The sequence below is a fragment of the Butyrivibrio proteoclasticus B316 genome, from assembly GCF_000145035.1.
GTDB classification, from domain to species: Bacteria; Bacillota; Clostridia; order Lachnospirales; family Lachnospiraceae; genus Butyrivibrio; species Butyrivibrio proteoclasticus.
Genome location: NC_014387.1, coordinates 1,062,586 through 1,077,147, shown reverse-complemented (window position 1 = coordinate 1,077,147; position 14,562 = coordinate 1,062,586). Strand labels below are relative to the sequence as shown.

General features: G+C 43.2%; 12 protein-coding genes. All 12 read right to left on the bottom strand.

All coding sequences use genetic code 11. The features are described 5' to 3' along the window. Positions 1-32: 32 nt before the first annotated feature. Positions 33-1,013, bottom strand: a complete 981-nt coding sequence (locus BPR_RS04500) for a transglutaminase domain-containing protein (protein ID WP_042256544.1) — start codon at positions 1,011-1,013, stop codon at positions 33-35. Positions 1,014-1,054: 41 nt separating this feature from the next. Beyond that, positions 1,055-2,167, bottom strand: a complete 1,113-nt coding sequence (locus BPR_RS04495) for a hypothetical protein (protein ID WP_013280275.1) — start codon at positions 2,165-2,167, stop codon at positions 1,055-1,057. 214 nt (positions 2,168-2,381) lie between these two features. Continuing rightward, a complete protein-coding gene (locus BPR_RS04490) occupies positions 2,382-4,139 on the bottom strand; it encodes a hypothetical protein (RefSeq protein ID WP_013280274.1) in 1,758 nt (585 codons plus the stop codon). Positions 4,140-4,265: 126 nt separating this feature from the next. Then, positions 4,266-5,642 carry a DNA repair protein RadA gene (radA, locus tag BPR_RS04485; protein WP_042256541.1) on the bottom strand — a complete coding sequence of 459 codons (1,377 nt, stop codon included), beginning with the start codon at positions 5,640-5,642 and terminating at the stop codon, positions 4,266-4,268. A gap of 125 nt (positions 5,643-5,767) precedes the next feature. Further along, entirely contained in the window at positions 5,768-6,178 is a 411-nt protein-coding gene (locus tag BPR_RS04480) for a hypothetical protein (protein ID WP_013280272.1), read from the bottom strand. A 132-nt stretch (positions 6,179-6,310) separates the two neighbouring features. Then, on the bottom strand, positions 6,311-8,875 hold the full coding sequence (locus BPR_RS04475; protein WP_013280271.1) for an ATP-dependent Clp protease ATP-binding subunit: 2,565 nt from the start codon (positions 8,873-8,875) through the stop codon (positions 6,311-6,313). A gap of 49 nt (positions 8,876-8,924) precedes the next feature. Beyond that, complete coding sequence (locus BPR_RS04470; RefSeq protein WP_013280270.1) at positions 8,925-9,302, bottom strand: GntR family transcriptional regulator; 378 nt, start codon at positions 9,300-9,302, stop codon at positions 8,925-8,927. 135 nt (positions 9,303-9,437) lie between these two features. Next, positions 9,438-10,895 (bottom strand): SH3 domain-containing protein, encoded by a 1,458-nt coding sequence (locus tag BPR_RS04465; protein ID WP_042256538.1) that lies wholly within the window; start codon positions 10,893-10,895, stop codon positions 9,438-9,440. A 2-nt stretch (positions 10,896-10,897) separates the two neighbouring features. Continuing rightward, entirely contained in the window at positions 10,898-12,178 is a 1,281-nt protein-coding gene (gene purD / locus BPR_RS04460) for a phosphoribosylamine--glycine ligase (RefSeq protein ID WP_013280268.1), read from the bottom strand. Positions 12,179-12,210: 32 nt separating this feature from the next. Continuing rightward, positions 12,211-12,852 carry a phosphoribosylglycinamide formyltransferase gene (gene purN, locus BPR_RS04455; RefSeq protein ID WP_013280267.1) on the bottom strand — a complete coding sequence of 214 codons (642 nt, stop codon included), beginning with the start codon at positions 12,850-12,852 and terminating at the stop codon, positions 12,211-12,213. 29 nt (positions 12,853-12,881) lie between these two features. After that, positions 12,882-13,907, bottom strand: a complete 1,026-nt coding sequence (gene purM, locus BPR_RS04450; protein ID WP_042257605.1) for a phosphoribosylformylglycinamidine cyclo-ligase — start codon at positions 13,905-13,907, stop codon at positions 12,882-12,884. A 32-nt stretch (positions 13,908-13,939) separates the two neighbouring features. Beyond that, positions 13,940-14,440, bottom strand: coding sequence for a 5-(carboxyamino)imidazole ribonucleotide mutase (gene purE, locus BPR_RS04445; RefSeq protein ID WP_013280265.1), 501 nt, complete (start codon positions 14,438-14,440; stop codon positions 13,940-13,942). Between the last annotated feature and the right edge of the window lie 122 nt (positions 14,441-14,562).

The following is a 14,562-nucleotide window of genomic DNA, read 5'->3' as shown; positions in this document are numbered from 1 at the left end:
ACTTCATTTACCTTAGAGCTAAAATTATTAAATCAAAAGCTCACCTTATAAATCATCTCTGTTTCCAAAGGTCCTGCCGGGTAACTGTCATATGTCTGTTTGTAGTACCCATCTCCCTTGGCATCCTGCATCTCAGCATCAAAAACATACCACCTGCTGCCCACCTTGACTTCTGTCCAGGCGTGGGCTGTTCTTCCTCCAAGAGAAGAGGTAACTGTTCCTGTACATACTCTTGCTTCGTACCCCAGTCCGCTGGCTATATATGCAAAAGCGGCAGCATAGCCATAGCAGTTTGCCTTTCCGGTTAAAAGAGCTTTTTCTGCATATTCTCTGGTCCAGTCCCCTGAAGGAGTATCCATACTTCTTTCATAGGACAGAATCTCCGCCGTATAGTAAAAGCAGTTTTCAAGCTGGTTACTTCTTTTCATGTTGTAGGTTGTGCAATCATTCACAACTGACGCACACATTGCCATTAGGTCAGAATTAGGAACTATGACCGTTCCATCAGCGCATCTCCACTTAACCAAATTGTCTACATGAACGAAGTGAGCTCCCGGGAAATCCATATCTGTCCCATTTTCTGAAGCCTGGCTCTCGACCACGTCCACTATGCTTTTCTTTAGCTTATCAGGCACTCCATAAAGTGCGTATTTTCCAATTGATACAACACTTTCCGGGATATATGCACCTGAAAGATTAGCAGGAAAGCATAAAAGCTCAGTAAAGTCCTTGTCATAGAGGCATCCACTGTAAGAAGCATAGGAAGGATTATTGCTGCTAACAGTGATAGACCTGAGATTGATCAGGTTTCTGAAGGCAGACGAAGAAATCTTACTTACATTACTTCCTATATGGATTGTTGTAATACGATAGTCACTCCCAAAAGTGGACGCATCAATCGTCTCTCCGCCAAATCCGCCATATCCACTTGTAGCCTTTGACGAAACTGTGGTAGTGCAAAAGATAATCAGTATTAAGATTATTGAAATAAAGCCCAAACATCTTTTTCTCATTGTCATTTCCCGGTATTGCTGCTTATATCCCTATCCCATTATTACCATTTATAGTCGTTAGCTGTACCCGTCATAGGATTAGTATTCTTAGGAAGATCCTGAGTACTATAAAGTCCATCGTCAGTAAAAGGAGGTCTTGTATTGATGATCTGCGTCAAAGTAGCAACACTGACATAGGACTGAATATCTTTCTCAACTCCGCCCTGCGTAGGGTGCTTGCCATATCCGGCAATGCCATTTATAGCATCTGCATAGGCTTCATGATTATTACATGCAATCTGGCAGAACTGCAGATTCCAGGTATTTGCATTGACATGTACCCACTTAATTGGAGGTGCATCCGGATAATCCCTATGTATATCAGCATCAAGATAATCCAGGATAAGTCCCAAAGCTCTTGTAGCTCCAGCACTGGTAAACTCATGAGCACAGAAAACTCCATAGGATGTTCTATATACCTTGCTATTAGTGGCAGCAACTTCTTCTCTGGTCAGCTCTTTTCCAGCCTTGCAATAAGCCTGGACAACTCCCGTAGCATATGCCACCATCTGTATCTCATTAATAACCGGCTTCTTTTCTTCCTGGCTACTGCTACTGGAACTGCTGTTTTTATTACTATCTTCCGGGTTATTTGCCAGCATTACAATCTCATAAATGCTGTCTGCCAATTGCTTAGCCACACTTCTGGCCTCGACATCCTGTCGCTTGTTCATTCCGCCATTATTGTGAAGCTGTTCCGGAATAACCGTCATTCCATTACTTTGATTTGAGGTCAGCTGATTGGACGGAACTATATACTCATTACTGCTGCCCCAGGAATGAGCTCCCCTGGTGATCTGTCTATTGGCAACTCTGTTTTCCTTTATTCCAAACAAAGCATAGTGCTCCACAAGCTTGGCAGGATCAGCACCATAAGCAATTCTAAGGTCGTTATAATTCAGGAAATAGTACAGCGGATTGTAGCCATACTTGGCGCCATAGTCCACTCCGTTGTACACCCTGGTTCCCTTTGTAAGAGTATTATAGGTATCTTCAGATATAGAAACTGTATCATCATAAGCTCTGCTCACAACAGGAGAATTAAAAAGAATAACTGCCCCCAAGGCAACACATATAATAGTTTTCCCTATTCTTCTAAGTAATCTTCCAGACATAACCTGCCTCCGTCAAAATTGCACAATCGAGTAGGCTGATTCCTACTCGATTCTGCACACAGACATTCCGCACTTTGTGCTCCATGTCCTTGCGACCGGCAAATGAATTTGTATGCAAGCATCCATTCGCTTGCCGGTCTTGTGCACACAAAAAAGTGCCAACAAGATTTCATACATAAATCTTATCGACACTTTTTAGATAAAATATTATACTTTATTTCGTTTTATTTCTTTTTATTTCAATTATAGATATAAGCATCAGGCACAGCACTATCAGTGCCAGTCTCGCTCCAGCATTCACAGTATAGTCACCTGTATCTGCCCTTCTTGCGCCAAGAACCTGCCCGTCAGCAAAAGCTTTTTTGTCTGAATCAAGTTGTCCGTCCTTAACAGTCTTATCACTGTAAGACATTTTCTTAAAGGAAGCTGTAGCGGTTCCAGTCTTGATGCTATCATTATCATCTCTGCCTGAGCCAAGTGCATGCTGACTGTTACTGATCGTTGTTTCATTCTCATCCCTGACAAGAATTCTTGTCACTGCAGAACCGGTACTGTTATCATCTGCCGCTGATTCTTTACTGTCTACAAGAATGAGCTTTCCCTTCTTAAGAGTAACATCATAATAGGCTGTAGCTTCTCTGCCATTACTATCATAAATATGAATATCAGTTATCTCATTAACGCTCTCTCCGGGACCTGTCTGGCTTCCATTAAAAGTAGCCTCCATTCTATGTCCTTTCATGAGACTTCCATCGGAAACAATTGCTTCTGTATTAGTAAGCGTCTGACCATTATCATTCTGAACAGAAGTACCGGCAGTGACCGTTACCTTGTGTTTCTCTGCAACTCTTGGAACACTGGTCGCACTTGCGAGAGCATTTCCGGCAGCATCTGACACCATAATTTCACCAGGCTTAACTTCGCTTCCCGCAAATAGCAGAGGAATAACCTGAAACTCATCATTTGCCTTCTTAATGTAGGCTGCATCTACATTTACATGAAAAGCCAGGCCGTTATAAGAAAGACTCTTTCCTGCTCCCCAGCTAATTCCAATATCATTTTCCAAAGAAGCATCTATATTGCCGGAACCAGTCTGACTGGCTTCCAGAGGGCTATCCTCAGAAATAAGCTGTCCATTTATTCCAAATACATACTGCGTAAGAAGATTACTATTCTTATCAAGGATTTCTACAACAAATCCTCCTACATATTCTTCTCCATTTCTAACAATGCTCTCTACATTCTTGGAATAGACATTAAAAGAAATATCTTCAGCATCAAATACAGGCTCTTCTACAGGTTTATCACTTTCCGGCTCTCCATTTCCAGGTTCTGTGCTGCCTTCTGATCCTGGTGCCGGGTCAGGCTCATCCTCCTCTTCGCCAGAGCTATGGCATTGCCTGGTCCTGATCACGCCATCCACATGCAGAAAAACATCTGTATTAGGTTCTGCAGTAGAAGCCTTTTTAAACACATACCAAAAGACATACTGACTCTTCGGATCAAACTCCGGATAAACTGTCTTAATTTCGTCCTCTGTAGGAAATCTCATTACACGACTCAGAACTTCGCTCTTAACTGTAAAGCCATCAGATTCAAACTGGCCCGTACTTTCGTCGAAGTTCCGATCATAGACAAATTCGGCTTTCCTAGCGTCATTATTTATTCTGATTGCCGCCGAATAATCTGAAGACGGGTGACTAGCAGGTTCATTAGGAATGTCCGCGTCAGCTTTATTCTTAATAAAGAAACACACGTCGTATCCTAATGAAGCCTCTATGAAGTCCCCTATTATCTCATCTCCTGAATCCCCCTCGGATTCTTCATACACAGGTTGTTCCGGTTCAGCCACGAGCATATTGTCCCCGGCATACTCTTCCGCACGTGAAATGACACTGCTGCTCCCCATTGCAGCTATAAAACTAGCCATTGCACATATTAGTGCAAGAGATTTACCGATTCGCCCAGACATCGCCTTTTAACAACTCCCTAAAAAAAATTACCTACTTATAATACCAAAGAAAAAATCACATCATCAATCATATTAAAAATATTTTTTGTTTTTTAAAAGACAATTATGATCATTCCGCAAGAGTCTTTATATAAGCTTCATAGCATCGGAAACAGATGCTACTCCTATTATTTCTATGCCCTTTGAAGACTTCTTAAGTTTATCCTCAAGCGCTTTTGGCACAATACAGGTCTTAAATCCAAGCTTCTGAGCCTCCATTACTCTAGACTCGCCCATGCTGACAGACCTCACTTCTCCGGAAAGACCAACTTCACCAAAAGCAATCACATCATCGCTTATTGGCTTATTCTTGAAACTTGAAATAATAGCAAGACATATTCCAAGATCAAGCGATGGCTCAGCAACCTTCATTCCACCCGCAAGATTGACATACGCATCAAAATCCCCAAGCTGAAGGCCAATTCTCTTTTCCAGAACTGCCATCAAGAGATTTACTCTGTTGTAGTCAGTTCCATTTGCCTGTCTTCTGGGAAAACCAAAATTAGTATGTGTAACAAGTGCCTGAACTTCTATGAGTATAGGTCTTGTTCCTTCTACAGAGCAGGTAACTACAGAGCCGCTGGCATTTTCAGGTCTTCCATCAAGCATAAACTCAGAAGGATTGGTAACCTCTGCAAGTCCCTTCTCCTGCATTTCAAACACACCAATCTCGTTGGTAGAGCCAAATCTGTTCTTGACTGCTCTTAGAATCCTGTAGGATGCATGTCTATCGCCCTCAAAATAGAGAACAGTATCAACCATGTGCTCTAAAACTCTTGGTCCTGCAACCTGTCCCTCTTTGGTGACATGACCCACAATAAACACAGTAATATTCATGCTCTTGGCAATTCGCATGAGAACAGCTGTAGATTCTCTGACCTGAGAAACACTTCCCGGAGCCGAGGAAACAGATTCATTAGCCATAGTCTGGATTGAGTCGATTATGATAACCTCGGGCTTGGTTCTGACAATGGCCTCCTCAACATTTGACAGATTTGTTTCACACAAAAACTTAAGGCTCTCAGAAAACTTTCCAAGCCTGTTGGCTCTTAGCTTGATCTGTCTGAGTGATTCCTCACCTGATATATATAAAACATCTCTTTTATCACCGGAAAGATTACCTGCGACCTGCAAAAGAAGTGTAGACTTACCGATACCCGGATCTCCGCCCACAAGAATAAGTGATCCCCTTACAAGCCCTCCTCCAAGAACCCTGTTGAATTCGCCTATATGAGTATCCGCTCTTTCCTCATCCCTCATCTCAATCTCTGAGAGGCTCACAGGTTTATTATATTCTCCCGTAGAAAGAGCTGATGATTGCTTGCCCGAAGCCTTACTTGCAGGCTTAACAGTCTCCTCAACAAAGGTATTCCACTCTCTGCATCCAGGGCATTGGCCCATCCACTTGGATGATTCATAGCCACAGCTCTGGCAGAAAAAAACTGTCTTAATCTTAGTTGCCATTTTCCCTCCCAACATCTATATAGAACAATTTCCATTCGTATGCAAGCATCCATTAGCTTGCCGGTCCTGTACAACAAAAAGGAGCTTCCTGGCTCAGCAGAAAGCTCCTTGATAAACAAGATCAATTATTTCTCAACTCTTACTGTAGCTTTACCATTTGCAGAAAGCTCAACGCTGAGATTAAGCTTTCCTCCAAGATTAGTACTCATCTTGCCAATACTGCTACCATTTACAAACACGCTGTATTCTGTGTTTTCCAAAAGCCCCAGTGTGATCTGTGCATCGCTAGCACCCTCTACACTAAACTCAACTCCCTTGTCTGTATCCTTGAATCCTAGTACTGTGGTTCCCGGAACTGACTCATATACGAAATTCTCATTACATTCCAGCTTGGTAATATCCTTGAAAGTCTTAACCTTGAGAAGGTCTCCATTGTGTTCGAAGTTCTCAACCTTCTTTTTCTCTGAAAGCTCATAGTTACCAAAGCTGATGCTACCATCATTCTCGGCGCGGAGTAATTCCTCTACGACTGCCATATCAAACCTCCTGAATGATCAAAATACTTTTATGCCTACGTTGCATAAATGCGCCCGATATATGGCAGGTCCATTTATGCAACTTCATTATAATGCATTACCCTTGTATTTAAAATTAAATATTTTTAAATTTTACTTCTTCTTTTTTACAGTTTTTTTAGCCGGCTTTTTGGTAGAAACACTCACCTTGGCCTTGGCTGTTCTGGAAGTCTTGGTTGTCTTGATATTTGCCTTTTTAACTGATGTTTTACCCTCATTAGTGGTAAAAATGATCTTCTCATCCTTAAGCCCTACAGTAACAGCAGTCTCAGGTTTGATATTACCACGCAGAAGCTCCTCAGCCATAGCATCCTCTATAGTTGACTGAATAGCTCTCTTAAGAGGTCTTGCACCCATCTTGGCATCTGAATGTTTGGCAACAAGATACTTTTTAACCGCAGGTGTGATTGTCAGATCAATTCCCATCTGAGTCTTGCATCTCTTGCTAAGATTCTGAGACAAAAGAGTTACAATATCCATCATCTCTTTTTCAGTCAGAGTATGGAATACCATTATCTCATCAATACGGTTGATGAATTCAGGCTTAAAGAGCTTTTTGACCTCTTCCATAACTCCCGACTTCATGTCCTCGTAATCTTTCTTGGCATCCTGGCCTGCGCCAAAACCGAGCTTCTTGGGGTCCACAATCTTCTGAGCTCCAACATTTGAAGTCATGATAAGAATAGTATTCTTGAAGCTGACCTTTCTACCCTTGGAATCTGTGATATGTCCATCATCAAGAACCTGTAAAAGCACATTGAAGATATCAGGATGTGCCTTCTCAATCTCGTCAAAAAGGATTACTGAATAAGGATGTCTTCTGACCTTCTCAGAAAGCTGTCCTCCATCATCAAATCCAACGTATCCTGGAGGTGATCCGATCATCTTGGATACCGAATGGCCTTCCATATACTCAGACATATCAACTCTGATAAGTGCATTCTCATCGCCGAACATAGCCTCGGCAAGTGCCTTGGAAAGTTCTGTCTTACCTACACCTGTAGGTCCCAAAAACAGGAATGAACCTATAGGTCTGTTAGGATCCTGAAGGCCTACTCTTCCTCTCCTGATAGCCTTGGAAACAGCCTTGACTGCGTCTTCCTGGCCGATCACCCTCTTATGAAGAACAGATTCAAGCTTAAGAAGCTTCTCAGACTCTTTCTCTGCAATCTTCTTAACCGGAATTCTGGTCCACTCAGCAACTACCTCTGCTATATCATTCTCATTAACGATAAAGCCTGCGCTGAGCTGTTTTTTCTTTTCTGCATTCTTGACCCTTGATAACTTGCCAAGAAGCTGATTCTGCTGCTTGTTAAGCTCTCCGGCCCTGATAAAGTCACTGTTCTTGAGAGCATTCTCAATCTCTATATCAGTATTTCTGATAGTTTCCTCGATTTCCTTCACCTTGGGTGAAACGCCCATAGTGCGGAGTCTGACTGCACTTGCAGCCTCATCTATAAGATCAATAGCCTTGTCAGGCAGGTTTCTGTCATTGATATATCTCTCTGAAAGATCTACAGCAGCCTTTATAGCTTCAGGTGTTATAGTAACCTTGTGATGATCCTCATACTTGCTGACGATTCCCTTTAGGATTTCAGTAGCTTCTTCCTTGGTAGGTTCATCTACATTTACAGGCTGGAATCTACGCTCAAGAGCTGCATCCTTCTCAACATATTTGCGATATTCAGTAATAGTCGTTGCACCAATCATCTGAATCTCGCCTCTTGCAAGTGAAGGCTTGAGAATATTGGAAGCATCAATTGCACCCTCTGCTCCGCCTGCTCCGATAAGTGTATGCATCTCATCTACAAAAAGAATAATATTGCCATCCTCGGAAACCTCTTTGATGACCTTCTTGATCCTCTCTTCGAATTCGCCTCTGTACTTGGAACCTGCTATCATTCCTGAAAGGTCCAGAGTTACAAGTCTCTTATTCTGAACAGTAAGCGGAACATCACCGGCTGCAATACGCTGTGCAAGTCCCTCTACTACAGCAGTCTTACCAACACCGGGTTCTCCGATAAGACATGGATTATTCTTGGTACGCCTTGAGAGAATCTGGATAACTCTCTTTATCTCTCTTTCTCTTCCGATAACCGGATCAAGCTTATTCTCAAGAGCAAGTGCAGTCATATCACGGCTATACTGTGCAAGAATTGAAGCCTTCTTGCCGGACTTGGGAGCAGCTTTTTTGCCAAGGTCCTCCTTAACAAGGTTAGGGTCCTCTCCCATGGCAGCAAGTGTCTCTGCGTATATCTTCTGGGCAGGAACATTGAGCGTACTGATAAGTCTGACAGCTACATTCTCACCCTCTCTGATAAGAGCAAGAAGAATATGCTCTGTACCTGTCTTGTCAGCATGGAAACGTTCTGCCATCCTGTGTGCTTCCTCCAAAACCTTCTCAGCTCTTGGAGAAAAACCATCTTTATCAAGGGTACGTACGCTGGAGTCAGGAACGATAAGATCCCTTATCATATCCATCATCCTGTTCTCATCAATTCCATTATCTATAAGGATTCTGGAAGCCACACTTCCATCTTCCAAAATAAGACCCATGAGGATATGCTCTGTACCCACATAATTGAGTTTAAGACTTCTGGCTGTGCGCTTAGCAAGCTTGAGCGCGTCTGCCGCCATTACTGTAAACCTGGATTCCATACATTTATTCCTTTCGTCATTATCTTATGCTATGCGACATATGGCATTCCTACATACTCTGCTCATAATTGTCATACAGCTTGTCCACCAGGGCATGAATATCATCCCTGCCTATTCCCTTACATATAGCTCTTGCAAGCACGACAGCCAGTTCTGACTGGGCCTCCGAAAGAGCCTGCAATCTGTCAATATCTATGGCAATTATAGCGCCACGTCTTCTGTCAATCTTGACAAAGCCTTCCTGCTGCAAAATAGAATACGCCTTGTTGACAGTGTGCATATTGATACCAATTGTCTCAGCCAGCTGTCTCACGCTGGGAAGCTGCTCTCCCTCTCTGAACTGGGATGTTGCAATGCCCAATATGATCTGGTTACACAACTGTACATAAATAGCTTCATCACTGTTAAAATCTATCTCTATGATCATACTGGCCCTCCTTTCTGTGACATCTTTAGTATAACAAATATTACAGTTTATGCAAGGTATCGTTCACAATAGAAAAAGCCTGTGAAAGCATTGCTCTCACAGGCTTAAGACTTCTTTATAAAAATTTATTAAACTTTAGTCATCAAGATCAAGGAACTCAAACTCAAAATCGTCATCGTCTCCAATAAAGTTACGAGCGCGGCGCTTAGGAGCCTCTTCTTTTGCAGAAGCACTCTGTCTGTCCTCAGAAACTCTTCTGGATGGGCGATCATCTGCATCACGCATAGATCTTCTGGATGGTCTCTCCACATCCACATCCTCATTTCTCTCAGTTCTTCTGGATGGACGTGCATCCATATCATCCTCAGGATCTCTTCTGGATGGTCTTACTGTTCTCTCTTCTACTGAACGTCTTGTAGGACGTGCCTCAGAAACATCTCTGTTCTCTCTTCTGACAGGTCTTACTTCACGGTCTCTATCAGCAGATCTTCTGACAGGTCTCTCAGATTCCTCTTCATCCTCATCCCTTGATGGTCTGCGAGCTGGAGAATTATCAGGCTTTCGTCTGTTGTCGTATCTGTCATACTCTTCCTCTTCTTCCTCTTCGTAATAAAGAGAGTCTCTTAACTTAAGAACAAGGAAAAGAACTGCAGCAAGCAGAACTACAGAAAGAGCTCCAAGAGCGATTGCAACCTTCTTGAAAGTGCCAACCTGCTTGCGAAGCTTATTGACAGCCTCTGCGCTCTGAGCAGCTGCAATAAGTTCATCAACTACAACTCGATAGCCACCCTCGTTATCATACAGATACCAAACAGAGTTGCCATCATCGCCTGCAATATACTTAAGTGAATACTTACCATCACCCTGATCCTGACTTACTGCAGGCTGCTGGCTTTCTACGCTTACTTCTTCTGTTGCTTCGCCACCTTCGGCTACTTCTGCATTTTCACCGCCCTCGGCAGGTGCCTCTCCGCCTTCTGTAACTTCAACGGCAACTGCCTCAGATATTTCTACAAGGTCACTTCTGACAAAGCCTTCCTTGCTATTAGCACCAAAAGTAACTTTATACCAGGTTTTATTATCTGTTCCTGTAGCTTCTCCGGTAATAGTTACTGTCTCGCCCTTAGTAGCCTTGCCAACTGAATCATAGCTTGTTCCTGCTCCGCTGCGGACATTAACACTATCTGTGATAATTGTAGCTGACTTCTGCTCAACTGCTGTTACTGCAGTCTCCGGAAGTGAAGCTGCTGAACTGTTGGATGTTGTTCCTGAGCTTGATGATGATCCGCCAGCCTTGCTGACAAGATCACTTCTGACATAGCCAAACTCATTCTTGTTAACATAAATCTTGTACCAAACGTAACCGGATGCATCCTTGGACTCATCAACAATGTCTACAGAATCCCCATTTTTAAGAGATGAAACCTGCTTGGCTGTCGTGCTGGCAGATTCTCTGACTTTTACATTGTCTGATGTTACCTTCCCGGTTGTCTGAGTATAAGCATAAGCATCAAGTGATGTACCTGCAAAAACCGATAAAGCAACCCCTGCAGCAAGCACAAGACCCGCTATTTTCCTGCCCAACTTATTCATATTCATACCTCCTTGGCGTCATCAATAGCCTTTCCTATATCATGACGCATGTACTTATTTTCGAAGTCTACCCACTGGGTAGCTTCATATGCCTTGGCCCTGGCCTCAGCAAGAGTATCGCCCTTAGCAGTTATGCCAAGGACTCTGCCTCCGTTTGTGACAATTCCATCAGCAGTCGCCTTAGTTCCTGCGTGGAAACAATAGTATCCATCCTTACCCTTGAAATTGTCAAGCCCCGTGATAAGCTTGCCCTTCTCGTAGCTGACAGGATAGCCGTCACTTGCAAGAACAACACATACAGCTGCCTTGTCCTCGAAATCCATGTCTATCTCATCAAGCCTGCCATCGATGCAAGCATTCATCACGTCAATTATATCAGTTTTTAGTCTTGGAAGCACTACCTGAGCTTCAGGGTCACCAAATCTTGCATTATACTCTAAAACCTTAGGTCCATCCGGAGTTAACATAAGTCCAAAGAAAATAACTCCCTTAAATTCTCTGCCTTCTGCTGCCATAGCTTCAACGGTCTTGCCATAAATATTCTTACGGCAGAACTCATCTACCTCTTTGGTATAGAAAGGACTTGGAGAGAAATTACCCATTCCTCCTGTGTTAAGGCCTGTATCTCCATCCCCTGCTCTCTTGTGGTCCTGAGCAGATGACATGAGCTTGTAAGTTTTACCATCTACAAAAGACAAAACAGAAACCTCGCGGCCTGTCATAAATTCCTCAATAACCATATGATTTCCGGCATCTCCGAACTTCTTGTCCTCCATGATCTCACGGACGCCGTCCCTAGCCTCTTCAAGGTTCTGACAGATCAGAACTCCCTTGCCAAGTGCAAGTCCGTCAGCCTTTAAAACAATTGGGAACTTGGCATTTTCCAGGTATTCAAGTGCAGCCTGTGGATCATCAAAGGTCTCATAAGCTGCTGTTGGAATGCCATATTTTTTCATAAGATCCTTGGAAAAAGCCTTACTTCCTTCAAGAATGGCTGCATTCTTTCGAGGTCCGAATACTCTAAGTCCCTCTGCTTCAAACACATCTACAATTCCGCCAACAAGCGGATCGTCCATTCCGATTATAGTAAGATCTATCTCTTTTTCCTTGGCAAAAGAAACAAGCTTATCAAACTCCATTGGAGTAATTGGAACGCATTCTGCAAGCTCTGCAATTCCGCCATTTCCCGGAGCGCAGTATATTTTATCAACCTGCTTACTTCTGGATACAGCCTCACAAATTGCATGCTCACGGCCGCCTCCGCCTACAACCAAAACCTTCATACCTTTATCCTCCAAGTTCAAATTCCCTATATTCAAAGATCAAGATCTTCATATCCGTCTATGAAGACCCTCTGCCCCTCTATACGCACTTTATTATTGGCGATAAGGTCTATCGCCATCGGCATGATCTTCCACTCTGCCTCTTCCATGATCCTCTTCTGAAGTGTCTCAGGAGTATCATCCTCTCTTATCATTACAGGCTTCTGTAAGATAATAGGTCCTGTATCCGTTCCTGTATCTACAAAATGAACAGTAGCTCCGGAAACTCTTGCGCCTCTGCTGATAGCCTTCTCATGAACCTTGATCCCATAGTATCCCTGACCGCAGAAGGACGGGATAAGTGATGGATGTATGTTGATGATCCTGTTAGGGAAAGCCTCAACTATCATCTCAGGAATAACAACAAGGCACCCTGCGAGAACTATAAGATCCGGATTAACATCCTGTAAAAGCTGTAAAAGAGCCTTATTAAAATCCTCTCTCTGCTCATAGTCTCTGGGACTGATCACTGTCGTAGGAATTCCGGCTTTCTTGGCCCTCTCTAAGGCATAAGCATTGGAATTATTACTATAAACAAGGCAAATTTCAGTATTTGTGATCTTGCCACTATTAATGTTATCAATAATTGCCTGAAGGTTTGTTCCACCTCCAGAAACCATAACTGCTATTCTCATAACCCGGCTCCCTTGCAATACTGATGAGCTCAAATAAGCTCAACGCCCTTGTCGCCTGAAACACACTTACCTACGACCCAGGCCTTATCACCAGATGCCTTAATAGCATCAAGTGTCTTGTCAACATCAGCAGGATCTACAGCAAGGACCATACCAAGTCCCATGTTATAGGTATTGTACATCATGTGTTCCTCAATCTGTCCCTTCTTTTGCATAAGAGTAAAGATTGGAGGTATATCATAGCTGTTTTTCTCAACAACTGCCTTAATTCCATCAGGAAGCATTCTGGGAATATTCTCATAGAAACCACCGCCGGTAATATGGCTGCAGCCCTTAACCCTTACACCTGCATTCTTGATAGATTTCATCATCTTAACGTAGATTCTCGTAGGAGTTAAAAGAGTTTCTCCAAGAGTAGCACCAAGTTCGTCATAATATGTATCAAGACTCTCCTTGGTCATCTCGAAAACCTTACGAACAAGTGAAAATCCATTGCTGTGAACGCCTGTTGAAGCAACACCAATAAGTACATCACCGTCCTTGATAGTGCTGCCGTCGATCATATCCTTACGATCAACAACGCCAACAGCAAAGCCTGCAACATCGTACTCATCCTCCGGCATAAGATCAGGGTGCTCAGCTGTCTCACCACCGATAAGTGCTGCATCTGACTGCTTGCAGCCCTCGGCAACACCCTTAACAATTGCTGCGATCTTCTCAGGAATATTCTTGCCACATGCAATATAATCCAGGAAGAATAATGGCTCACCACCTGCACACGCAACATCATTAACGCACATAGCAACCGCATCAATTCCGATGGTGTCGTGCTTATCAAGAAGGAATGCCAGCTTAATCTTGGTTCCTACTCCATCAGTTCCAGATAAAAGAACCGGATCCTCCATTTCCTTTATCTTGCTGAGGGAAAAAGCTCCTGAAAATCCGCCAAGTCCTCCAAGTACCTCAGGTCTCATTGTTCCCTTAACGTACTCCTTCATGAGCTCAACAGACTTGTAGCCTGCCTCAATATCAACGCCTGCCTTCTTGTAATCCAATGCCATAATATAACTCCTCCATCACTTAGTGATTAATAATTTTTATATCCGGTTTCCTGTAAGCGCTTGTCTTTCTCTATGACGCTTTCTTTAAGCGTGTTTGTATAACTTTTAAGTTTCTGTAAAAGTGCTGCATCGCTTGTAGCAAGTATCTTGGCTGCAAGAATACCAGCATTTGCACCGCCATTAATGGCAACAGTTGCAACAGGAATTCCTGTTGGCATCTGAACTATACTGTAAAGGGAATCTCTACCACCGAGAGAGGTAGTATGCATAGGAATGCCGATGACCGGCATTGGGAAAATAGCTGCACACATTCCCGGAAGGTGAGCTGCCATACCAGCACCGGCAATGATCACCTTGAAGCCTTTCTCCTCTGCTGTTCTGGCGTACTCAAAGAACTCATCGGGTTCTCTGTGTGCTGAAATAATACGCATCTCATACGAGATACCAAGCTGATCCAGAATGTCTGCGGCCTTGGCCATAACAGGCATATCAGAATCACTCCCCATCACAATTCCTACTTGTGCCATAATATTCCTCCATGATATTTGTTATAATCAAACTCTTGGTCATTAGCATATGAAAATGAATGTCGCTTGCGACATTCACGCGCCGAGCGCGGTTGCATTTTATGCAACATATTCCTAGCGCG